Annotated in this window: 20 protein-coding genes and 1 pseudogene; 12 read left to right on the top strand and 9 right to left on the bottom strand. The window is 68.2% G+C overall.

The genetic code is table 11. The features are described 5' to 3' along the window. Nucleotides 1-7 precede the first annotated feature (7 nt). Together pfkB and HGB39_RS25315 are read right to left on the bottom strand one after the other, a co-directional pair. Complete coding sequence (gene pfkB, locus HGB39_RS25310; RefSeq protein ID WP_064081029.1) at nucleotides 8-988, bottom strand: 1-phosphofructokinase; 981 nt, start codon at nucleotides 986-988, stop codon at nucleotides 8-10. Next, complete coding sequence (locus HGB39_RS25315; RefSeq protein WP_005261129.1) at nucleotides 985-1,752, bottom strand: DeoR/GlpR family DNA-binding transcription regulator; 768 nt, start codon at nucleotides 1,750-1,752, stop codon at nucleotides 985-987. The genes pfkB and HGB39_RS25315 overlap by 4 nt, the downstream gene beginning before the upstream one ends. 197 nt (nucleotides 1,753-1,949) lie before the next feature. Here HGB39_RS25315 and ptsP point away from each other — a divergent pair, with 197 nt between their 5' ends. From ptsP to HGB39_RS25330, 3 genes are all read left to right on the top strand, one after another. Then, complete coding sequence (ptsP, locus tag HGB39_RS25320) at nucleotides 1,950-3,620, top strand: phosphoenolpyruvate--protein phosphotransferase (protein ID WP_043790141.1); 1,671 nt, start codon at nucleotides 1,950-1,952, stop codon at nucleotides 3,618-3,620. Between the two features lie 156 nt (nucleotides 3,621-3,776). Continuing rightward, nucleotides 3,777-5,018: a uracil-xanthine permease family protein gene (locus HGB39_RS25325; protein WP_005261127.1), complete on the top strand. Its 1,242-nt coding sequence runs from the start codon at nucleotides 3,777-3,779 to the stop codon at nucleotides 5,016-5,018. 111 nt (nucleotides 5,019-5,129) lie between these two features. Then, nucleotides 5,130-6,272: an acyl-CoA dehydrogenase family protein gene (locus HGB39_RS25330; protein ID WP_005567358.1), complete on the top strand. Its 1,143-nt coding sequence runs from the start codon at nucleotides 5,130-5,132 to the stop codon at nucleotides 6,270-6,272. Between the two features lie 79 nt (nucleotides 6,273-6,351). Here HGB39_RS25330 and lexA read toward each other — a convergent pair whose 3' ends face one another. Beyond that, a complete protein-coding gene (lexA, locus tag HGB39_RS25335) occupies nucleotides 6,352-7,083 on the bottom strand; it encodes a transcriptional repressor LexA (protein WP_005567360.1) in 732 nt (243 codons plus the stop codon). A gap of 276 nt (nucleotides 7,084-7,359) precedes the next feature. On the opposite strand from lexA, the gene HGB39_RS25340 reads away from it, so the two are divergent. Continuing rightward, the gene (locus HGB39_RS25340) at nucleotides 7,360-7,857 is read left to right on the top strand and encodes a LysM peptidoglycan-binding domain-containing protein (RefSeq protein WP_005567361.1); all 498 of its coding nucleotides are present in this window, start codon (nucleotides 7,360-7,362) and stop codon (nucleotides 7,855-7,857) included. A 180-nt stretch (nucleotides 7,858-8,037) separates the two neighbouring features. After that, entirely contained in the window at nucleotides 8,038-8,502 is a 465-nt protein-coding gene (gene nrdR, locus HGB39_RS25345; RefSeq protein ID WP_005567362.1) for a transcriptional regulator NrdR, read from the top strand. A gap of 38 nt (nucleotides 8,503-8,540) precedes the next feature. On the opposite strand, the gene hrpA is transcribed toward nrdR, so the two are convergent. Continuing rightward, nucleotides 8,541-12,428, bottom strand: a complete 3,888-nt coding sequence (hrpA, locus tag HGB39_RS25350) for an ATP-dependent RNA helicase HrpA (protein WP_064080732.1) — start codon at nucleotides 12,426-12,428, stop codon at nucleotides 8,541-8,543. 70 nt (nucleotides 12,429-12,498) lie between these two features. Between hrpA and HGB39_RS25355 the strand changes: the two genes are divergently transcribed. Beyond that, complete coding sequence (locus tag HGB39_RS25355) at nucleotides 12,499-13,143, top strand: Pr6Pr family membrane protein (protein ID WP_005574556.1); 645 nt, start codon at nucleotides 12,499-12,501, stop codon at nucleotides 13,141-13,143. A gap of 98 nt (nucleotides 13,144-13,241) precedes the next feature. Continuing rightward, nucleotides 13,242-14,321, top strand: a complete 1,080-nt coding sequence (locus tag HGB39_RS25360) for an alpha/beta fold hydrolase (protein WP_043793912.1) — start codon at nucleotides 13,242-13,244, stop codon at nucleotides 14,319-14,321. On the opposite strand, the gene HGB39_RS25365 is transcribed toward HGB39_RS25360, so the two are convergent. Beyond that, nucleotides 14,283-14,666 (bottom strand): VOC family protein, encoded by a 384-nt coding sequence (locus HGB39_RS25365; protein ID WP_005574551.1) that lies wholly within the window; start codon nucleotides 14,664-14,666, stop codon nucleotides 14,283-14,285. The genes HGB39_RS25360 and HGB39_RS25365 overlap by 39 nt on opposite strands. A 157-nt stretch (nucleotides 14,667-14,823) precedes the next feature. Between HGB39_RS25365 and HGB39_RS25370 the strand changes: the two genes are divergently transcribed. Continuing rightward, the gene (locus HGB39_RS25370; RefSeq protein WP_007296350.1) at nucleotides 14,824-16,188 is read left to right on the top strand and encodes an MFS transporter; all 1,365 of its coding nucleotides are present in this window, start codon (nucleotides 14,824-14,826) and stop codon (nucleotides 16,186-16,188) included. Nucleotides 16,189-16,215: 27 nt separating this feature from the next. Here HGB39_RS25370 and HGB39_RS25375 read toward each other — a convergent pair. Then, nucleotides 16,216-17,350 (bottom strand): annotated as a pseudogene (locus HGB39_RS25375) (cation:proton antiporter). A 223-nt stretch (nucleotides 17,351-17,573) separates the two neighbouring features. On the opposite strand from HGB39_RS25375, the gene HGB39_RS25380 reads away from it, so the two are divergent. Continuing rightward, nucleotides 17,574-18,806 (top strand): aminotransferase family protein, encoded by a 1,233-nt coding sequence (locus tag HGB39_RS25380; protein WP_005574546.1) that lies wholly within the window; start codon nucleotides 17,574-17,576, stop codon nucleotides 18,804-18,806. Here HGB39_RS25380 and HGB39_RS25385 read toward each other — a convergent pair. Beyond that, nucleotides 18,770-19,024 carry a hypothetical protein gene (locus HGB39_RS25385; RefSeq protein WP_005574545.1) on the bottom strand — a complete coding sequence of 85 codons (255 nt, stop codon included), beginning with the start codon at nucleotides 19,022-19,024 and terminating at the stop codon, nucleotides 18,770-18,772. The genes HGB39_RS25380 and HGB39_RS25385 overlap by 37 nt on opposite strands. A gap of 66 nt (nucleotides 19,025-19,090) precedes the next feature. On the opposite strand from HGB39_RS25385, the gene HGB39_RS25390 reads away from it, so the two are divergent. Next, nucleotides 19,091-19,807 (top strand): hypothetical protein, encoded by a 717-nt coding sequence (locus HGB39_RS25390; RefSeq protein ID WP_005574544.1) that lies wholly within the window; start codon nucleotides 19,091-19,093, stop codon nucleotides 19,805-19,807. On the opposite strand, the gene HGB39_RS25395 is transcribed toward HGB39_RS25390, so the two are convergent. Beyond that, on the bottom strand, nucleotides 19,793-20,473 hold the full coding sequence (locus HGB39_RS25395; protein ID WP_005574543.1) for a PhzF family protein: 681 nt from the start codon (nucleotides 20,471-20,473) through the stop codon (nucleotides 19,793-19,795). The two genes, HGB39_RS25390 and HGB39_RS25395, sit on opposite strands and share 15 nt — an antisense overlap. A gap of 111 nt (nucleotides 20,474-20,584) precedes the next feature. Between HGB39_RS25395 and HGB39_RS25400 the strand changes: the two genes are divergently transcribed. Further along, entirely contained in the window at nucleotides 20,585-21,508 is a 924-nt protein-coding gene (locus HGB39_RS25400; protein WP_005574542.1) for a hydrogen peroxide-inducible genes activator, read from the top strand. Nucleotides 21,509-21,517: 9 nt separating this feature from the next. Here HGB39_RS25400 and HGB39_RS25405 read toward each other — a convergent pair whose 3' ends face one another. Then, nucleotides 21,518-22,267 (bottom strand): LysR family substrate-binding domain-containing protein, encoded by a 750-nt coding sequence (locus HGB39_RS25405; RefSeq protein WP_043793906.1) that lies wholly within the window; start codon nucleotides 22,265-22,267, stop codon nucleotides 21,518-21,520. A 58-nt stretch (nucleotides 22,268-22,325) separates the two neighbouring features. Between HGB39_RS25405 and HGB39_RS25410 the strand changes: the two genes are divergently transcribed. Next, nucleotides 22,326-22,730 carry a DUF5997 family protein gene (locus tag HGB39_RS25410; protein ID WP_005240786.1) on the top strand — a complete coding sequence of 135 codons (405 nt, stop codon included), beginning with the start codon at nucleotides 22,326-22,328 and terminating at the stop codon, nucleotides 22,728-22,730. The last annotated feature ends 2 nt before the right edge of the window (nucleotides 22,731-22,732 follow it).

Raw genomic sequence — 22,732 nt, forward strand, 5'->3', positions numbered from 1 at the left:
TTCTGGTTCAGGCCGGATCGGGGGCGGGGGAGATGAGGGCGGTGACAGTGACGGCGTCGATGTCGACGTGTTCGGGGGTCGGCAGGGTGGTGCCGGGAAGGGCTGCCGCCGCGCTGCCGTAGGCGACGGCGGATCGGAGGCAGTCCGCGGGGGACGCGCCGGACATCTGCGCTGCCAGGTAGCCAGCCAGCGACGAGTCGCCGGCGCCGACGGTGCTGCGGGCAACGATCGGTGGTGGCGTGGCCCACCAGGCGCCGGCCTCCGTCACGAGAACCGCACCCGCGGCACCGAGCGTGGCGAGGACGGCTTCGACCCCGCGGTCCACGAGTTGCCTGCCGGCATGGGCGGTGGCCGTCGGGTCCCCGCGCAGCGCGGACTCCTCGAGCAACTGCCCGTCGGCGCCGGTGAGCTGAGCGAGTTCCTCGCTGTTCGGTTTCACGAGGTCGGGGGCGGCCGCGGGGAACCGTTCCGCGAGCGCGAGCAGCGGGGCGTCCGACGTGTCGACGGCGACTCGGCATGGTGCCGAGCGGAGTGCCTCGACGAGCGTGGCGTACCAGTCGGTGGGAATGCCCGGGGGAAGGGAACCGGACAGCACGACCCACTCGGCCCGGGACCCGCGTTCGATGATCTCCGACTGCAGATCGGCGAGGGACTCGGCCGACATGACGACGCCGGGTTCGTTGACCTTGGTGGTGGTGCCGTCGGGTTCGGTGATGGTGATGTTGGTGCGCGCCGGACCGGACGTCGCCACGGTCACGTGCTCGATCCCGTGCTCGGACAGGGCGGTGAGCAGGGGATCACCCTCGTTGCCCGGGAGTACCGCGACAGCGGCGACACCGGCCGACGTGAGCGCGCGGGCGACGTTGACGCCCTTGCCTCCCGGGTCGCTGTGGGTGGCGGCCGCGCGCAGAACGGTTCCTCGTTCGAGGCGTCCCACCAGGTTGACGGTGCGGTCGATGCTCGGATTGGCGGTCAGCGTGACGATCATGCGATCACCACCTCGATTCCCTGGTCGTGGAAGTGGGCTCGGTCTGCGGAACTGATGTCGGCGTCGGTGACGAGGATGTCGACGCTGTGGATGGGGGCGAAGCTCACGAGGTGTTCCCTCCCGACCTTCGACGAGTCGGCGACCACGACGACGTGGTTGGCGCACCGGACCATCGCGCGCTTGACCGCGGCCTCCTCGGTGTCCGGGGTGGACAGGCCGTGGCCGACGCTGAGCGCGTTGGTGCCGATGAACGCGACGTCGACGCGGAGGACGTCGAGGATGCGCAGCGCCTCCTCGCCGACGGCGGCCTGCGTGATGCCGCGCACCCGGCCGCCCAGCATGTGGAGCGTCACCGAATTGAGTCCCGCGAGCCGGGCTGCGATCGGCACGGAGTTGGTGATCACGGTGAGGTCCAGATCGGACGGGAGTTCCGGGATGATGCGCCCCGTCGTGGTTCCCGCGTCGAACAGCACGCTGCCACCGGACGGAGGCAGGTAGGCGGCGGCGCGCTTGGCGATCCGGTCCTTCTGCTCGGCGCGGGTGTGATCGCGCTCCGTCATGCCGGGCTCGGTGACGGTGAGGGACCCCGCAGGCACCGCGCCGCCGTGCACGCGGCGGACGTGGCCGAGACGCTCGAGAAGAGCGAGGTCACGGCGCACGGTCTCGGTGGTGACGCCGAACGTGTCGGAGAGGTCCGCGACCGACATGCGTCCGCGCTGCGAGATCAGCGTGGTGACCGCTTGCTGGCGTTCTTCCGGATACACCGTGACCCCGTTCCTGTTCTCGTCGGTGAAGTGTTCGGTGATGTGATCCGTTATGGTCTGCATCACACGAAATGTTGTGTCATGTTGTTTTACGCCCGAGTGTGTTGACATGTCAAGAGTTGAGAGTAATCTCCGTCACACAGTCGATTCGCATTTCCGACTGTGTGAAGACAGAACGAGCCGGCCAGGAGGACCCGATGACCGAAGACCGTGAAATCGTGCGAGGTACGCCGGTGGTACCCGGCATTGCCTACGCGCCGGTGATCTGGCCGGCTCCGCGGCCGGAGGTCGCATCCGGATCGGCCCGGATCGACGAGGCGTCGCGGGACGCGGAGAAGGTCCGCTTCGAGGAAGCGGCCGCCGTCGTGTCAGGGCGACTCCGCGACCGCGCGGCGAGCGTCTCCGGGGCCGCGGCAGAGGTGCTGCAGGCGAACGCGGCGATGGCTGCCGACCGCGGCTGGCTCGGTGCCGCGCAGAAGCTGATCGCCGGTGGAGCCCCGGCCGAGGAAGCGGCGGCCGAAGCCACCGAGCAGTTCGCCACCCTGTTCACCAAGATGGGCGGGCTGATGGCCGAACGGGTGACCGACCTGCGCGACATCCGGGACCGTGTCGTGTCCGAACTCCTCGGCCTGCCCGAACCCGGCATCCCCGTGCCCACGACACCGTCGATCCTGTGTGCCCAGGACCTCGCGCCCGCCGACACCGCCGGTCTCGATCCCGAATTGATCGTCGGACTCGTGACCGTCCTCGGCGGCCCGACGAGCCACACCGCGATCATCTCGCGGCAGCTGGGCATACCGTGTGTGGTCGCGGTGCGTGACCTCGAATCCGTCGTCGCGGGCACCCCCGTCCTCCTCGACGGGTCGGCGGGCGAACTCGTGGTCGAACCGGACCCCGTGGAGGCCCGTGCCGCCGTGGAACACGGCCGCGCCGAACGGATCCGCATCCAGTCGTGGGAAGGACCCGGCCGCACGAGCGACGGGCATTCCGTGTCGATTCTGGCCAACGTCCAGGACGGGGCCGGTGCGCGCTCGGCGGCCACGACCGCCGCCGAGGGCGTCGGACTGTTCCGCACCGAGTTGTGCTTCCTGGACCGCGATTCCGAGCCCGGTGTCGACGAGCAGGCCGAGATCTACGGAGAGGTGCTCGACGCGTTCGCCGGCCGGAAGGTGGTGATCCGGACCCTCGACGCGGGATCGGACAAGCCGCTGCGCTTCGCCAACCACGCAGAAGAGGCGAACCCGGCGCTCGGGGTCCGCGGAATCCGGATCGCCGAACAGAACCCGGGAATCCTCAGCAGGCAACTCGACGCCGTCGCCGCCGCGGCGAAGCAGACACAGTCGCAGCCGTGGGTGATGGCGCCGATGATCTCGACTCCCGCCGAGGCCGAATCCTTCGCGGCGGAGGTCCGCGCCCGCGGACTCGTGCCCGGCGTGATGGTCGAGGTACCGGCCGCCGCGCTTCTGGCCGACCGCCTCCTGCGCCACGTCGACTTCCTGTCCATCGGCACGAACGACCTCGCGCAGTACACGATGGCCGCCGACCGGATGTCCTCCGACCTGGCATCGCTCACCGATCCCTGGCAACCGGCGGTCCTCGCGCTCGTCGCCCGCACGGCCGAGGCGGGCATCGCGGCGGGCAAACCGGTCGGCGTCTGCGGCGAGGCGGCCGCCGACCCGCTACTCGCCTGCGTGCTGATCGGACTCGGGGTCACGTCGCTGTCCTGCGCCGGTGCCGCCGTGTCCGGTGTCGGGGCGAAGGTGGGATCGGTCTCGCTGGACGACTGCCGTCGTGCCGCCGAGGACGTGCTCGCCACGAGTGATCCGGCGGAGGCGCGGACCGCGGCGGTACGGGTGCTGGGCGCGTAGTCCCGGTTTGCCGCGGGATCCGGTCCCGAAGACGCGAAACTCCCAGATCGTGCCTACTATTGGCGAACTGTGACGAAAAGAGAAACCGACGCCCCCGACGGTCCGGCCGGCGGCTCTGCCGGCCCGTCCACCCCCACGCGGGCGTTCGGGTGGACGATGCACGGCGACGGCAGGCGGATCGGTGAGGGTGAGGTGGTCGCTCCCGGCGAGCGCCTCACCTGGCCGCGCACGGTCGGAATCGGGATGCAGCACGTCATCGCGATGTTCGGCGCCACCCTCCTGGTGCCGACCATCACCGGGTTTCCGGTCACTACGACACTGCTGTTCTCGGGTATCGGTACGGCCCTGTTCCTGATCATCACCCGCGGCCGCATCCCCAGCTATCTCGGTTCGTCGTTCGCGTTCATCGCGCCGCTGACGGCGTCGCAGAGTTCGGGTCCCGCCGCGCAACTCGGCGGCGTCGCCGCCGCGGGTCTGTTGCTGCTCGTGGTGGGCATCGCGGTGAAGCTGGCCGGATCGCGGGTCATCGACGCCGTCATGCCACCCGTCGTCACCGGCGCCGTGGTCGCCCTGATCGGGCTCAATCTCGCACCCACCGCGGTGGATTCGTTCGAATCGCAACCGCTGATCGCCGGGGTGACCCTGCTGGCGATCCTGCTCGTGACAGTGCTCGGTCCGGGACTGCTGGGCCGTCTCGGAATCCTCGTCGGTGTCGTCGTCGGCTGGGTGTTCGCCGCCGTGATCGGCGGGCTCGCCGAGGAGCGGGTCACAGCGCTGCGGGAGGCGGCCTGGTTCGGTGTGCCCGAATTACGGGGGCCGACGTTCGAATGGTCCGTGATCGCACTGACCCTGCCGGTGGTCATCGTCCTGATCGCCGAGAACGTCGGCCACGTCAAGGCGGTGTCGGCCATGACGGGTCGGTCGCTCGACGACGTCGCCGGTGACGCCCTCGTCGCGGACGGACTGGCCACCACCCTCGCCGGATTCGGGGGCGGCTCCGGGACCACCACGTACGCCGAGAACATCGGAGTCATGGCCGCGACGCGGGTCTATTCCACCGCCGCCTACTGGGTCGCGGCCGCCACCGCCGTGGTCCTCGCGTTCTCACCGAAGTTCGGTGCCCTCGTGTTCACCGTGCCGAACGGTGTCATCGGCGGCGCCACCCTCGTGCTGTACGGACTGATCGGTGTCCTCGGTGTGCGCATCTGGATGGACGCCGAGGTGGATTTCACCGACCCCGTGAACCTCACCGTGGTCGCCGCGGCGCTCGTCGCCGGCATCGGCGACCTGACGCTGACGATCGGATCCGTGGAACTCGGTGGCATCGCGTGGGGTTCGGTGGGCATCCTCGTCGCCTACCCGGTGATGCGCTCGCTCGCGCGGTTCCGCAAGCCCTGAGACCGTGACCGGATGGGTCACGAATCCCGATCACCTGGGTCATTCACCACGTAGTTCCTCGCCTCTACCGTCGAACGAGACGTACCCAGATAGTTGATACGAGGAGTCGGCGTGGAGCGCACCCTGTTCGAACCGGAGCATGAACTGTTCCGGGAGTCGTACCGCAAGTTTCTCGCACAGCACGCCGAGCCGAACCACGCCACGTGGGAAGAGCAGAACATCGTCGACCGCAGCCTGTGGGTCGAGGCCGGCAAGCAGGGCTTCCTCGGCATGGCCGTGCCGGAGGAATTCGGTGGCGGCGGCGTGCGCGACTTCCGGTACAACGCGATCGTCACCGAGGAGACCACCCGGGGCGGGTACAGCGGCATCGGCTTCACCCTGCACAACGACGTCGTCGCGCCCTACCTGCTCGAACTGAGCAACGAGGAGCAGAAGCAGCGCTGGCTGCCCGGCTTCGCGTCGGGTGAACTGATCACAGCCATCGCGATGACCGAGCCGGGCACCGGCAGCGACCTGCAGGGCATCAAGACCCGCGCCGTGCGCGACGGCGACGACTGGGTCCTCAACGGTTCGAAGACCTTCATCACGAACGGCATCAACGCCGACCTCGTAATCGTCGTCGCGTGTACCGATCCCGACAAGGGGGCGCAGGGATTCAGCCTCCTGGTCGTCGAACGGGACATGCCGGGCTTCGAACGCGGCCGCAACCTCGACAAGATCGGTATGAAGGCGCAGGACACCGCGGAACTCAGCTTCACCGATGTCCGCGTTCCCGCCGCCAACCTCCTCGGCGAGGAGGGGATGGGCTTCCTCTACCTGATGAAGAACCTTCCCCAGGAGCGGCTGTCGATCGCCGTGGTGGCCGCGGCCGCAATGGAATCGGCACTGGACATGACGATCCAGTACTGCCGCGACCGGAAGGCTTTCGGCAAGTCGATCGGCAGCTTCCAGAACACCCGTTTCGTGCTCGCCGAACTCGCCACCGAGGCAACGGCCGTCCGAGTCCTCGTCGACAAGTTCATCGAACTGCTCAACGACGAGAAGCTGTCGGTGCAGGAAGCGGCGATGGCCAAGTGGTGGACCACCGAGGCGCAGGTCCGGCTGATCGACCGGTGCCTGCAGCTGCACGGCGGCTACGGATACATGAAGGAGTACCCGATCGCCAAGGCGTACATGGATTCTCGTGTCCAGACCATCTACGGCGGTACCACCGAGATCATGAAGGAAATCATCGGTCGCGGCCTCAATCTCTGACGAGGCACGGCCTGCGTATCCGGGGTGGATGCGAGGAGGGCCCCACGGCGATCGCCGTGGGGCCCTCCTCGTGCCGGGACTAGATCTTGCGCATGACCGTGACGACCTTGCCCAGAACGACCGCGTCGTTGCCGGGGATCGGATCGAACAGCGGATTGTGCGGCATCAGCCACACCTCGTTCTCGGTGCGCTTGAACGTCTTGACGGTGGCTTCGCCGTCGATCATCGCTGCCACGATGTCTCCGTTCTCCGCCACGTTCTGCTGACGGACCACCACCCAGTCGCCGTCGCAGATCGCGGCATCGATCATCGATTCGCCGACGACCTTGAGCAGGAACAGCGAGCCCTGGCCCACCAGTTCGCGGGGAAGCGGGAAGACGTCCTCCACTGCTTCCTCGGCGAGGATCGGGCCACCGGCCGCGATCCGGCCGAGGACCGGGACGAACGTGGGTTCCGGCAGGGGTGCGCCGTCGGCGCCGGACTTGACCGCGGCCAACCCGACGGCGGCGCTCGCGTTCGCGGCGGCTCCCGCCGCCACCTCGTCGAGGCCGCGCACGTCCACGGCGCGCGGACGATTGGGATCCCGGCGGAGGAAGCCCTTCCGCTCCAGCGTGCGCAGCTGATGAGCGACGGACGACGTGGAGGTGAGCCCCACGGCGTCGCCGATCTCGCGGATGCTCGGCGGATATCCGCGCTCGTTCACGGACGTGCGAATCACCTCGAGGACACGGCGCTGCCGGTCGGTCAACCCGGCGGCGGAGCCACCGCTCACACGTGGAGTCGAACCGTCGGTCGAGCTGTCGTCCTTCATGGCGAGGTGCCTCCGTCTGTATGTGGATCTTCTCGGTATGGGTCGCATGTGACTGCTGTGCCGCGTGACACGAATCTATCCCGCTTTCCTCGGAGTTTCAAACATCTGTTCGACACGTGTCGCGAGAAGTAGAGACATTGTCGGAGGGTCGTGGTAGAAATCGAACATGTGTTCTTTCGAACGCGTGATCGAACACCCGGAGCGATCGGACGCCGACCGGGTCGGTAGCGGATACGACAACGGATCTGACAACGGATACGAGCAGCGGAGGTACCGATGAGCAACGCAGTTCTCCATCGGCAGGCAGTGCTGAACCGGCAGGCCCTCGAACGGGGTGTCATCCGTTCCGGCGCCGCACGGTCGTACCGGACCGAGCCGCGCCGCCGGCGCACCGACGGCGAGCTGCGGCGTCCCTCGTCCGGTGCCGTCGCGTACCGGCCCACCCACACCGGTGTCTCCCGTGCCGATCACGCGCGCGGGGCGAACGACGTCGGCTGGCGGATGGTGCTCGCGAGTGTCGTGATCACGGCGGGTGTGCTGTGCGGGCTCGTCGGGGTGGCTCAGCTGGCCACCACCGACGGTGTGAGTAACTCGGCGGCCACGGAGGTCGTGCAGGTGCAGCAGGGGGAGAGCCTGGCAGCGCTCGCGGCCCGGATCTCCCCGGAATTGCCGGTGGCGCAGGTGGTCGAGCGGATCATGGAGCTGAACGCCATGTCCAATTCGGCGCTCCACCCGGGCCAGAGTCTGATCGTCCCGTCGTCCTCTACCCGGTGACGGGGGTGGCTCTGCATGTCTGTCCCATCGGGCGGCCGAGTAGTCTCGGATGCTGTCAGTCCCACCACTTCGTGTGGTCGCGTCGAGATCGTGCATCCGCTGCGTGAATCCGTTTTCGTCGGTTCGCCATCGGGGGAGGCGAACAGTTGCGGCCACGACGGCTACAACGAAGGAATCGCCATGCACTGCCCGTTCTGCCGGCACCCCGATTCACGTGTGGTCGATTCGCGAGAAGCCGACGAAGGACAGGCCATCCGTCGCCGACGTTCGTGCCCCGAGTGTGGTCGCCGATTCACCACCGTCGAGACCGCCGTGTTGTCGGTGGTCAAGCGCAGTGGTGTCACCGAACCGTTCAGCCGGGAGAAGGTGGTGCGGGGTGTGCGCCGCGCCTGCCAGGGCCGGCAGGTAGACAACGACGCACTGAATCTTCTTGCCCAACAGGTCGAGGACGCGGTCCGGGCGTCGGGCTCGGCGGAGATTCCGAGCAACGAGGTCGGCCTCGCCATTCTCGGTCCGCTTCGTGATCTCGACGAGGTGGCGTACCTGCGCTTCGCGTCGGTGTACCGGTCTTTCAGCTCCGCCGAGGACTTCGCCCGCGAGATCAAAGAGCTACGCGAACACCGCGAATCCCGAGACGAGGCCTGAGCCTGCGCGTCAGCGCACCTTCTCCATGGCCTTGCGCGTCAGCGCACCTTCTCCATAGCACTGAGCACGCGTTTCTCCGAGACCGGGATCGGTGTCCCGAGTGTTTGAGCGAACAGGCTGACGCGCAACTCCTCGATCATCCAGTGAATCGCATCGACCTCGGGTGAGTGCTGTCGTTCTTCCGGCAGGCCCGCGAGCATGCGTTCGTATCCGGCGTACACCCGGTCGAGAACGTCCATCCCCTTCTGGTCGCGCGGTGCGCTCCCCGGAAGGGCTTCGAGACGTGCCGCCGCGGCGGCGAGGTAGCGGGGGAGTTCACGGAGGCGAGTGGTACCGATGTCGGCGACGAATCCGGGAAACAGCAGCGACTGCCGTTGTTCCCGCACGTCGTCGGCGGCTTCACCGGTGGCGCGTTCCAGCACGACGGCGAGCCGGTGGTCCGCTTCGAGCACGGGCGACACCAGTCGTAGGAGCACCGCCACGTTCCGGGCCATCTCCGCGCGCGCCGTCGCCACGAGGGCGTCGAATTCCTGCGGTGTGCGCACCGGCGCGCCGTGTGCGGCGATCAATTGGTTCGCGGCGGCGTTGCGGCAGTCGTCGATCAGGGCGTCGAGGCTGCCGTCGGGGTTCTGCCCGAGCGCCAGTCGCTGTGCGTTGCTCAGGCCGGACGTGACCGTCTTCGCCTGGGTGGGAACGGCAGCGAGGAGCAGCCGGCGCGTTCCGGCGCGCATCGCGGTTCGTTGTGCCGCGGCGGTGCTGAGCACGCGGACGGCGACACCGTCGCCCTCCGGGACCAGGGCGGGGTAGCCGGTGACCTTCTGGCCGCCGAGTTCGCGGGTCACGGTGGCCTCGAGCGAACCGAGGGTGGCGGGTGTCCACGTGAGTGCGGGCGGCCGCTCCGAGTTCGAGGCCGCCTTCGCCACTTCCACCTGGACGCGGGGAGCGAGCGACTTGCGCAGCGACACGAGGTCCTTGTTCCGGCCGAGGACGGCACCCTTCTCGTCCACGGCAGCGAACGTCATGCGCAGATGGTCGGGGAGCGCGGTGACGGCGAAGTCCTTGGGATCGATGCGACAGGCGCCGAGCCGCGACAGTTCGCGCGCCATCGCCGTGGTGAGCGGTTCGGAGCGGGGCTTCACGGCGGCTAGTGCGGCGGCCGCGAAGTCCGGTGCCGGAACCACCTGTCGGCGAAGGGTCTTCGGGAGCGTCTTGATCAGGGCGGTGACCAGTTCGACGCGCATGCCGGGGACCAGCCAGTCGAAGCCGACCGGGCGGAGGCCCGCCAGTAGCGCGATCGGGATGCGGGCGGTGACGCCGTCGTCCTCGGTGCCGGGCTCGAACTGGTAGGTGAGGGGGAACTGCATGTCGCCCTGGCGCCAGGCGTCGGGGTATTCGCCGCCGAGTACTGCGGCCGATTCGGCGTTGACGATCGTCGCCTGGGTGAACGTGAGCAGGTCGGGATTCTTGCGGCGGGCGACCTTCCACCAGGAGTCGAAATGCCGGGCCGAGACCGCTTCCGGGCCGACGCGCTGGTCGTAGAAGTCGTAGAGGGTGTCGTCGTCCACGAGGATGTCGCGCCTGCGGGCGCGATGTTCGAGTTCTTCGACGTCTTCGAGGAGTGCGCGGTTGGCGTGGAAGAACTTGTGCTGCGTCTGCCATTCGCCCTGCACCAGGGCGTGGCGGATGAACAGGTCGCGGGACGTTTCGGGGTCGATGGTGCTGTAGGTGACGGCACGCCGGGCGACGAGCGGGATGCCGTACAACGTGACGCGTTCGTAGGCCATGGCGGCGCCGCGTTTCGACGACCAGTGCGGTTCGGAGTAGGTGCGTTTCACGAGGTGCGGCGCCAGCTTCTCGGCCCACTCGGGTTCAATTCCGGCCGACATCCGCGCCCACAGCCGGGACGTCTCGACCAGCTCGGCGGCCATGACCCATCGCGGGGGCTTCTTGAACAGGCTCGAGCCGGGGAAGACCGCGAATCGGCTTCCGCGGGCCCCGAGGAAGTCTCGTTTGTCACCCTCGCGGAGCCCGATGTGCGACAGCAGCCCCGCGAGCAGGGACTGGTGGATCGCCGCCTCACCGGCCGGGGTGTCGGTGGTGTCCCAGCCCAGCCCACGGGTGATCTGACGGAGCTGACCGTGCAGGTCCTGCCATTCGCGGATGCGCAGCCAGTGCAGGAATTCGTTCCGGCACATCTTCCGGAACTGGTTGGACGACAACTCGTTCCGCTGCTCGCGCAGGTACTTCCACAGTTCGAGGAAGGCGAGGAAGTCGGAGTTCTCCACAGTGAACCGGGCGTGCTTCTCGTCCGCTGCCTGCTGGAATTCGGCGGGACGTTCCCGCACGTCCTGGATCGAGAGGGCGGAGACGATGACCAGCACCTCGGACAGGCAGCCGTTCCGGTGCGCCTCGACGAGCATCCGGGCCATGCGCGGATCGACGGGGATCTGCGCGAGTTCGCGTCCGACCGCGGTGAGGACGGGCTGCTCGTTCTGGGCTTTCCGTTCGATGGCCCCGAGTTCCTCGAGCAGGCCGATGCCGTCGCGGACCGCCCGGGGGTCGGGCGGCTGGACGAACGGGAACGCGGCGATGTCGCCGAGGCCGAGCGCCGTCATCTGCAGGATGACGGACGCGAGGTTGGTGCGAAGGATCTCCGGTTCGGTGAACGCGGGCCGCGCCTCGAAGTCCTCTTCCGAGTAGAGGCGGATGCAGATGCCTTCGGCCACACGGCCGCAACGCCCGGAACGCTGGCGGGCGGATGCCTGTGAGATCGGTTCGATGGGCAGCCGCTGCACCTTGGTGCGCACCGAGTAGCGGGAGATGCGGGCGGTTCCCGGGTCCACGACGTACCGGATGCCGGGCACGGTGAGCGACGTTTCCGCGACGTTCGTCGACAGCACCACCCTCCGCCCGGTGTGGGGCGTGAACACCTTGTGCTGTTCCGCCGCCGACAGCCGGGCGTAGAGGGGCACGATCTCGGTGCCGCGCAGTCTGCGGTCTCGGAGCGCGTCGGCGGTGTCGCGGATCTCCCGTTCGCCGGAGAGGAAGACCAGGATGTCGCCGTCGCCCTCGCCGGAGAGCTCCTCGACCGCCTCGCACACCGCGTCGACGGGGTCGCGGTCGAACGTCTGGTCGCCCACTTCCACCGTGAGTGGGCGGTACCGCATCTCGACGGGGAATGTGCGCCCGGACACTTCGACGATCGGGGCGGGCACGCCGTCGGTGGCGAAGTGCTGCGCGAAGCGTTCCGGATCGATCGTGGCCGACGTGATGATCACTTTCAGATCGGGCCGGCGGGGGAGTAGCTGTCGCAGGTACCCGAGGATGAAGTCGATGTTGAGGCTGCGTTCGTGGGCCTCGTCGATGATCAGCGTGTCGTACCGGCGCAGCATCCGATCGCGTTGGATCTCGGCGAGCAGGATTCCGTCGGTCATCAGTTTCACCAGCGTGCCGTCCGACACCTGGTCGGTGAATCGCACGGTGTAGCCGACGGTCTCACCGAGTTCGCTGCGAAGTTCCTCGGCGATCCGTTCGGCGACGGTCCGCGCCGCGAGACGGCGGGGCTGGGTGTGTCCGATGAGGCCGCGGACGCCGCGGCCGAGTTCGAGGCAGATCTTCGGGATCTGCGTCGTCTTGCCGGATCCCGTCTCGCCGGCGACGATGACGACCTGGTTCTCGGAGATCGCCTTCGCGATGTCGTCGCGGCGCTGGCTGACCGGCAGCGTGTCGGGGTAGTCGATGACGGGGACGCTGTCGAGTCTTCGTGTGATGCGTCCGCGTGCGGCGGCGATTTCGTCGGACAGGGATGCGAGTGCGTCGGGTGTGCGCGCACGGTCGAGTCGCCGGCGGAGCCGGTGTTCGTCGCGCAGTGTGAGTTCGCCGAGGCTGTTCTTCAGTTCCCGCCGGCTGGGTGCTGTGGTGGACATGCTGGACCCCAGCCTAGCCAACCCGGTGGATCGCCCTGTGCCGCGCCCGCCCGTGTGCGAATATCGGCGGATGGACGCTGCCGTCGTCACGGACCTGCGAGGTCAGAGGATCGTTCGGGTTCTGCGGGCGGTCTTCGCCGCCTACGGGCTGATCGCGTTGCTGTGGATTCCTCTCCGCAGCGCCGGCAGCGGCGACTTCTCACTGGCCAATTTCCTCAGCTACTTCACCATCGAGAGCAACATCCTCGCCGTCGTCGTCCTGTTCGTCGGCGCGATCCGGGATCCGCAGTCACGGGGTTGGCAGCTGTTCCGGGGTGCGACCACGCTGTACATGGTCATCACCGGAATCGTGTACGCGGTGCTGCTGGCGAACATCGACGTCATGCTGCAGGACGCCTGGATCAACACGGCCCTGCACCGTCTGCTGCCGCTCGTCCTGCTGCTGGACTGGGTGGTGGCCCCGTCCCGGGTGCGGATCTCCGAGGCGCAGAGCCTGAGCTGGCTGGTGTTCCCGGCCGTGTACGGCGCCTATTCCCTGATACGGGGTCCGATCGTCGACTGGTACCCGTACCCGTTCCTGGACCTCCGGCAGCAGGGGTACCTTCAGCTCGCCGTCACGGCGGTCGTGTTGTTGCTGGCGATGGCGTTGATGGCGTTCGCCGTCAACGCGGTGGGACGTCTCGGTGCGCGCCGGCGGTACGACGAGGATCGGTAGCGGCGAAGGTGCGCGCAGACGATTCGTCGACCGCGCTATCCTCCACAACGACAGGCGTCCGCGCGATCATCCGTGACTTCGGCAACGGCTGGGAGACTATGTTCGACGAGTTCGCAGGCGAGACCTTCGACCTGCTCGGCCGCGACCGCGGCAGTGTCGTGGCCGCCGACGACGGTGTGCCGCTCGCGGTGCGCGAGGTGGGTCCGGCGTTCGCGCCCTTGACGGTGGTGTTCGTCCACGGCTTCTGCAACAGGATGACCGGGTGGCACTTCCAGCGGGTTCAGCTCGAGGAGGCGTGGGGCTCGACGATTCGCATGGTGTTCTTCGACCTGCGGGGGCACGGCGACTCCGGGGTGCCGCGGCGCGCCACCTGCACCATTCCGCATCTCGCGCAGGACGTCGACGCCGTGATCCGTGCGCTCGTGCCCGAGGGGCCGGTCGTGCTGGTCGGCCATTCGATGGGCGGTATGGCGGTCCTGTCGTACGTCGGACAGCATCCCGATCTGATCGGGTCCCGCATCGTCGGGGTGGGCCTGATCGCCACCGCGGCGGAGAAGCTGGGTGACGTGGGGCTCGCGCGGACCCTCAACACGCCGGTGGTTGCCGGATTCAGCACCGCAGCCCGCCACCTGCCCCGGGTCGTCCAGAGCGGTCGCGGCGCGAGCAAGAGGGTGCTGGCGCCGATCCTGAGGTCGGCGTCGTTCGGTGACCGCAGCATCAGCCCGGCGATCATGTGGCACTCCGAGCAGATGATCAACGACACGTCCCTCAAGACGCTCGTCGACTTCCTGCCGTCGTTCAAGAATCACGACGAGACGGCGGCGGTGCCGTTGCTCGCACCCATCGAGACGCTGGTGGTGTGCGGCGACCGCGACCTCCTGACCCCCTTCCGGTATTCGAAGGCGATCGCCGGGCATCTGCCCGACGCGGAACTGGTGAAGGTCCCCGGTGCGGGGCACATGGTGCAGTTGGAGCGCGCAGAGCTCGTCTCGGACGCGATCGATCGTCTCCTGACCCGTTCGGTCGAAACCCTTCCCACGCCGAGTGCCTGGAGTGAGTGGGTCCGGGTGGCGACGGATTACGTGGACCACGCACGGCACTGGGTCGCCCACGGCGGGCCCGCCGCCTGGTGGCGAGGGCTACGTGGTCGTCCCGTCGTCGGCCCCACGTTCCGGTAACACGCAGAATTCGTTGCCCTCGGGGTCTGCGAGGACCACCCAGGGAACATTCGGGGCGTCGCTCAGCCGGCGTGCGCCGAGCGAGAGGAGCCGCCGGACCTCCTCGTCGCGGGTACCGGACGACGGCGCGATGTCGAGGTGCAGGCGGTTCTTCCCGGACTTCGGGTCGTCGACGGGCTGGAACACCAGTGACGGGGACCCCGGTGCGTTCGATTCGACGTACTCGAGCCCGTACGAGTCCTTCCAGCGGCGGGTCGACGGATAGCCCAGGGCGTCGCACCAGAATCGTGACAGTGTTTCCGCGTCACGGCAGTCGACGGCGATGGCGATGATTCGGTTGGTCATGGGTTGCGGATACCCGCGCCACGGTGGTCGCACACTGTCACGGGGACGGCTCGGGCGCGCCTCCGTGGCGTGTCTGTAACCGGCAAACGCGCGACAACACGTGCCACTCGGGCCACAATGAGTGAACGCGAAACCGGCCCGAGGAGACGGGATCACCATGGCATCTGCGAGTTCGTCAGCCGAGCAGGAAACCCTCCCACCAGGTGTTCTCCGTCGCGCGATCGCGGCGTCGGCGATGGGTAACGCCACCGAATGGTTCGACTACGGCGTCTACGCGTTCACCGTGTCGTACATCTCGGCCACGTTCTTTCCCGGCGACACCGGTTCGGCCACCTTGTACGCCCTGCTCGTGTTCGCGGTGTCGTTCGTCGTGCGACCGCTCGGCGGCCTCGTGTGGGGTCCGCTGGGTGACCGGCTCGGACGCCGCCAGGTTCTGGCACTGACGATCATCCTGATGGCGGGTGCGACGTTCTGCGTGGGCCTCGTGCCGGGATACGACGTCATCGGTTTCTGGGCGCCCCTGCTGCTGGTGCTGCTGCGCATGATCCAGGGCTTCTCGACGGGCGGCGAATACGGCGGCGCGGCAACGTTCATGGCCGAGTACTCGCCGGACCGCAAGCGCGGTTTCTGCGGAAGTTTTCTCGAGTTCGGCACGCTCGGCGGGTATGCGCTGGGTGCGATCGTGGTCCTGGCGGTGGAGTTGTTCTCCAGCGATCCGTTCATGTCCACCTGGGGCTGGCGTATCCCGTTCCTGATCGCCGGACCGATGGGTCTGATCGGCCTCTACCTGCGGACCAAGCTCGAGGAGACACCCGTGTTCCGGGAACTGGACGCGGAGGGCGAGGTGGAGTCGACGCCGACCCACGAGTTCAAGGATCTGGTGACCGAGTACTGGAAGCCGTTGCTGCTGCTCGGCGGCCTCGTCATCGCGTTGAACGTCACCAATTACACCCTGCTCAGTTACATGCCGACATATCTGGAGACACAGATCGGCCTGACGTCCACCGCGTCGCTGTCCCTGTTCATCGTCGGGCAGCTCGTGATGATGGCCGTCATTCCGTTCGCCGGCGGGTTGTCGGACCGAGTGGGCCGAAAACCGTTGTGGTACGGCTCGCTCGTGGGATTGATCGTGCTCGCCGTCCCGATGTACCTGCTGATGCGTCAGGGTTTCGGATGGGCGATCCTCGCGTTCGCGGTGCTCGGGTTGCTGTACGTCCTGCAGCTGTCCACGATTTCGGCGACGTTCCCGGCCATGTTCCCGACGCACGTGCGGTTCGCGGGTTTCGCCATCGCGTACAACGTGTCGACGTCGTTGTTCGGTGGCACCGCACCCGCGGTCAACGAACTGCTCATCGAATGGACCGGCAACACGCTGATGCCGGCGTTCTACATGATGGCCGCGTGCGCAATCGGCCTCGTTGCGCTGTACTTCGTGGCCGAGACGGCGGGCGCGTCCATCCGTGGTCGCGGGATACCGGGAATCGACACGGAGCCACACCCCACCGCCCTGGCGGAGAAGTGACGCGTGTGGGTGTGCCCCTGACGCCTGTCAGGGCGCGCCGAACCCCCGACGTGCCGCCATCGCGCCGGCGAATGTGGTGGAAGCGATGGTGACCAGCGCGCCGAGGATCAGTGCCGAAGGCTCGCCTGGGCCCAGGAGATGCGATTGCGTACCGATCGCCGCCGCGGCCACGGGCACGCCGAGTTGAGCGGCGGCCAATACGCCGAGGGGCAGCGGCACACCGACCAGCCGTGTCAGGCAGTGGACGAGAACGGCAGCGAGGCCGAGCGCAACGCCGAGCAGTATCAAGGAGGGGTCCGCCCCGAGGTCCCGGACATTCAAGGATGCGCCGAGCCAGACGAAGAACGGGCCCGAAGAATCCTTCGGTGATCGAGAACAGCTGCTTGGCCAGGCGTCGCGGCTCGCCCACTGCCGCGATCACCAGTCCGAGTGCGAAACCGGCGAGCATGATCGACACGTGGGAGTGAACGGCCAACGCCGCCAGGAGACACAGGACCCCGAGATTGATCCGCAGTTCCAGTGCGAAGCCGCGTTCCTTGGACTCGTGATGCAAGCTGTGAAGCCAGCCGCGTTTGTCACTCGCACGGAGGACCGCGTAGAAGACGGCGGTCGCCCCCGTCACGGCTACCGCGCCTGCTGCGGCGCGTGGGGCCTGCGCCGGATCGATCACGAGCGGCAGAGCGACGATGCACGCGATGTCCGCAACCGCGACCTGGGCTACGGTCTGCACGATCGGTGTGCCCTCGAGCCCGAGCGAGTCGATCAGGGGTAGGACGAGCGCTGCGGACGACGACGCGATGAGGACCGCGTACAGAGCGGCGTGGCCGGTACCGAATGCCTGAGCGATCCCGAACCCTGCCAGGGTGGCACCGACACCGACGAGAACAGCCCGAACCACGCCTTTCGCGAGCGCAGGCCGGATGCGTGCGTCCCGGATCGGCACATGTGTGCCGGCCACGAACATGACGAGTGCGAAGCCGATGTCCGCGAGGAAAGTGAAGGTGGGATCGCCGGGATCGAGTATGCGCAAACCCGTAAAGCCGAGGAGGATTCCGGCAAGCAACTCGCCGAGAACGACCGGTAGATGCCAGGTCCGGCGACTCGCGAGCACGGGGCCGGCCAAGGCTGCGGCGGAGATCAGCGCGAGTACTTCGAAGGACATGCGCATGTCAGTTCGGTGCAGTCGAGCTCGACGGCCGGCACGGGGTCTTCCAGTTCTCGCGACATCTCGCTCCGGGCATGGAGAGATTGTGCCTGCCGGAGCCCGCGGTCCGACTCCGACCGAGGCAAGGAGGTTGGGCCGACCAGTCGAGGGACGCGTGAGTCGGGCGAGGGGATTCCCAGGCCACATGGCATAGTCGGCTCGGGGCGGGTTTCACGAAGGGATGAGCATGGCGTCGGCACTGTGGCACGGATTCGCGGACATGGGCGCGGTGGAACAGAAGGGGCCCTTCGTGGTGTCCCGCGGCGAGGGCGCCTACATCTGGGACGACCGCGGCAACCGTTACCTCGACGCGACGGCCGGGCTGTGGTTCACCAACGTGGGGCACGGCCGTGCGGAGATCGCGGACGCCGTCGCGCAGCAGTTGCGGACCGTGGCCCATTTCTCGAACTTCGGCGACTTCGTTCCCGAGACCACCGCGACCCTGGCCGATCGTCTCGCGACCATCGCGCCGGTGCCGGGCAGCAAGATCTTCTTCACGTCCGGTGGTTCGGATTCCGTGGACACGGCGGCCAAGCTCGCCCGCCGCTACTGGCATGAGATGGGCAAGCCGTCCAAGACGATCGTGGTCGGCCGCCAAAAGGCCTATCACGGGATGCACGTGGCGGGCACCGCCCTGGCGGGAATTCCCGCCAACCGCGAGGGTTACGGCGAGTTGATGGCCGACGCCGCCACGGTCGCCTGGAACGACGCGAAGGGCCTGCTCGAGCTGATCGAGAAGATCGGCGCCGACACGATCGCCGCGTTCTTCTGCGAACCCGTCATCGGTGCGGGCGGCGTCTACCTGCCGCCGGAGGGCTACCTCGCGGAGGTCCGCGACATCTGCCGCGAGCACGACATCCTGTTCGTCGTCGACGAAGTGGTCACGGGATTCGGTCGCATCGGCGGCGAGTGGTTCGCGTCGACGCGATTCGACCTGCAGCCCGACATGATGACGACGGCAAAGGGTCTCACCTCCGGATACGTCCCGATGGGGGCGGTGTTCATCGCCCCGCGTGTGGCCGAGCCGTTCTACGCCGGCGGGATCTGGTGGCGGCACGGCTACACCTACGGTGGGCACGCGGGTGCCGCCGCGGCTGCTCTCGCCAACCTCGACATCATCGAGCGCGAGAACCTGCTGGCAGAGTCGAAGCGGCTCGAGTCGTCACTGCACGAGCACCTCGCGCCCCTCGCCGACCACCCGCGGGTCGAGGAAGTGCGCAGCGGTCTCGGTGCGGTCGCGGCGGTGCAGCTGGCCGATCCGGCGGAAGCGCTCCCGTTCGTGAACACGTTGCGCGAACACGGGATCTCGGGGCGCGCCGCCGGTCAGGGTGCCATGCAGATCTCGCCGGCGTTCGTGATGACGGACGAGCAGGTCGCTCAGCTCGCGGACGGAATCCGCCGGGCCCTGGGCTGATCGGTCCCGGTGCCCCGCCTGCGGAGGCGGCGCAGGGCACCGGTGACCCGGTCCCGCCAGGTGGGCGGGGTCAGGTCGATCTCCTTCTGCCCGTCGTGCACCGCGTACGCGCGGGTGTAGCGCTCGTGGAGACGCGCCCGGACCTCGTCGGGCGTGTACGCCTTGCGTTGCCGATCCGCGCGCACCGCGACGACCCCGGTCGCGGCGACACCCACCACACCGGCGAGTCCGAGAAGTTTCCACCATTGCCTGCCACGGGGTCGCATCCTTCTAGGCTAGGGCCCATGGACGCGCCACGGCACACGGACGCACGACGACACGGCTCCACCATCGACCTCGACACCGCGGTCGAGGTCACCCGCACCGGCGACATCTGGATCTTCCGCGGAGAGTCTCCGGCCGACAGGGCCATTCAGACGCTGACGAACAGTCCGGTCAACCACGTCGGCATGTCGGTGGTCCTCGAGGACCTGCCGCCGCTGATGTGGCACGCCGAGCTGGGGCATTCGCTGCAGGACATGTGGACGGGACGCTTCCAGCGCGGTGTGCAACTCCACGACCTGCGCGCCGCCGTCCAGGTGTGGGGTGCGCGGTACGGGCAGCGGGGATGGCTGCGCCAACTCGCCGAACCCGCGACGTCGCAGCAGGAGGACGCGTTGCTGCGGACGATCGCACGGCTCGACGGAACCCCGTTCCCGTCCACCGCGAAACTTGCGTCACGGTGGTTCGGCGGGCGCCTTCCCCGGACGGGGCGCCGGCAGAAGAAATCGGGCGGCCTCGAAAGTGCCTATTGCGCCGAGGTGGTTGCACAGACGTACGAGGAGATGGGTCTGATCAGCGGGCGCAGGCGCACCAACTGGTACGACCCCGGCAAGTTCTGGAGCGGCGACAGGCTTCCCCTCGCTCCCGGTGTGACGCTGGGCCGGGAGATCGAGGTGACTCTGAGCGAAGCCGACCTCACCGCGGGGCGAGGTCGGCGGCCGTCGTCAGAGGGTGCGTGACTTCTCGGGGTGGACTCGTCCGCCGACCTCGATCCAGCCGGCGGGATCGTAGGTGGTGCGCAGTTCGGATCCCTTGCCCTGGGTGATCAGGAGGGCGTGCCGGAGGTGCGCGGTGATCCGGACGGCCGCGGCACCGGTGGCCTCGTCCTCGGTGATGCCCATGTCCGGGGCGAACATTCGCGACCGGATCGAGTGCTCGACCTTGTCGGTCCAGGCCCACAGATAATGGTGTCCGGAACCGAACTTCTTCGGGTCCGCAGACTGAACCTCGCGCACGCTGTTCATGGGGTACAGCGAGAACTCGGGCGCCCACTCCGGCCGGGCCCGCACCCAGGTGAAGGCGCCGGAACGGCGGGTGGCGACCGGGCCCGCGGGCACGTCGAGTGTGGTGACCGCGGCGCCGCGCTCGTGCAGCCACCAGGACAGTCCGACCGTGGGGTGTCCGGCGAAGGGCAGTTCGGTGGTGGGGGTGAAGATCTGGGCGCGCGCGTGCTCGTCGCCGGGTCCGGGCACGTCGACGAAGATCGTCTCGCTGTATCCGAGTGCGGCGGCGACGGACTGCCGGTTTTCGGGCGGGACGGCCGAGGAGTCGACGATGCCGAGCGGATTGCCGTGGCGTCCTTTGTCGTCGGTGAACACCCGGACGACATCTACGTGGATGGGCATTGACGCACCCTATCGCTCGTCGACCTCGAGGCAGTGCCTCGACGGTGGGAGAGTTCGCCACCGGCCCCGGGTTCAAAGGCAGAGGTGATGGATAACGCTAGGCTGATAGGCATGGCTGATCAGAGTTATCAACCCACACTGTCGCAGCTGCGTGCGTTCGTGGCAGTCGCGGAATACCGCCATTTCGGCACGGCGGCAGCGCGATTGAGTGTGAGTCAACCCACACTGTCGCAGTCGCTCGCCGCCCTGGAGAACGGGCTCGGCGTGCAGCTCATCGAGCGCAGCACCCGACGCGTCCTCGTCACCACTGCCGGGGAGCGGCTCCTCGGTCAGGCCAAGGTCATCCTCGAGGCCGCGGACGGTTTCGTCGCGACGGCCGCGGGTGTCGGCGACCGGTTGGCCGGACCGCTGCGTATCGGGCTGATCCCCACCGTGGCCCCGTACGTACTGCCAGCCCTGTTGCCGGCGCTGCGCGAGGAGATGCCCGCCCTCGAGCCGCAGGTCATCGAGGACCAGACGGCGCGACTTCTGGAGGCGTTGCGTGTGGGTGCGCTCGACGTCGCGGTGCTGGCGTTGCCGACTGGTGTCAGCGGTCTCGTCGATATTCCTTTGTACACAGAAGATTTCGTGATGGTCGTCCCGGAGGGACACCCACTCGCGGGTCGCACCGACGTCTCGCCGCAGATGCTGGACGCGCTTCCCCTCCTGCTGCTCGACGAGGGGCACTGCCTGCGCGACCAGACCCTCGACCTGTGCCGCTCGGTCGACGCGCACCCGGTTGCGGGCGACACCCGCGCCACGTCACTGTCGACGGTGGTGCAGTGCGTCGCCGGCGGGCTCGGCGTCACCCTGGTGCCGGAATCCGCCGTCCAGGTGGAGACCGGACGGGGACCGCTCGCGACCGCCCGCTTCGCGGCTCCGGCGCCCGGCCGCACGATCGGCCTCGTATTCCGCTCGTCCAGTGCCCGTGCGGACGGCTACGGGCAACTCGCTGCCCTCCTCACGAAGACGGCGTCGGTCGGCGCGCCCGCCTGACCTCAGGGCCTAGGACCGCCGCCGCGGTTTGCCCTTCTTGCCACCCTTCGCTCCGGAGCCCGACCGGGACGTCCTGGCTCCCGTGGCCGGTTTCTGGCGTGCAGTCGCCGCGGCGGGACGCTTCTTCTTCGGCTGCGCCGGCGTCGGGGTGCGGCCCCGGGAACTATTGACGGTCCGGCCTCGGACGATGCCGATGAACTCCTCCACCAGTTCGGTGGTCTCGTCCTCCGGCCACGACAGCGCGATCCGTGACTCCGGGCCGTCCGACACCGTCCGGTAGACGAGGTCCTTGCGGTGGTGGAGCCGAGCGAGCGACTGCGGGACGACGAGCAACCCGATCCCCGCAGCGACCAGTTCGATTGCGTCGGCCGTCGTGGCGGGGCGGTCCTGGGCCGGCAGTCCCGGCACGCTGTCCCAGACGAGGACGTCGTCGAGCGGGTGCAGCACGATCTCGTCGGCCAGATCCGCGATCGACACCTCGTCCACCGCCGCCACCACATGGTCCTTCGGCGCCACGACCACGGGGATCTCGGTGTACAGGGGGATGGCGCTGAGACCGGTCCGGTCGATCGGCAGCCGCACCAGGCCCGCGTCCGCGCCGCCGCCGCGCAACTGGTCGGGTGCGGCCGAGGCCGCTGCCGGGACGAGGGTGAGCGGGACGTCGGGCAGCCGTTCGTTCCAGATCCGCACCCACTTGGTAGGGGTCACGCCCGGGACATACGCGAGCCGGAACGAAGGGGATGCATCCGCGTCTGTCACTCCGTCAGGCTACCGGCCTTGGTCAACGACGCCGCACACGCTCGTTACTCTTGACACCATGACGTCGCACAAGAGCCCTCAGACTATGAAGCCCGCCACCGCGGCGAAGAAGCTGGGTGTGTACCTCGAGGCCACCCCCGCGGAGTTCCAGGAGGGTCTCGTCTCCCGCGACGAGCTGAGTGCACTGCAGAGCGATCCGCCGGAGTGGCTGCTCGAGCTGCGCCGCAACGGCCCGCACCCGCGGCCGGTGGTCGCGGCGAAGCTGGGGGTGTCCATCGCGGGCCTCGCCCGAGGCGGCGTCACCGAGGCGCTCACCACCGAGCAGATCGACGCGCTCATGGCCGATCGACCCGAATGGCTGCAGCAGGAACGTGCCACCCAGGCCGAGGTCCGCAAGGAGACCGTCCGCATCAAGGAGAAGAACGCGGCGCGGCGTGATCAGCCCCGCCGGCCGCGTTCCTGACC

Origin of the sequence: Rhodococcus opacus, from assembly GCF_012396235.1 — a bacterium.
Taxonomy (GTDB): domain Bacteria; phylum Actinomycetota; class Actinomycetes; order Mycobacteriales; family Mycobacteriaceae; genus Rhodococcus_F; species Rhodococcus_F opacus.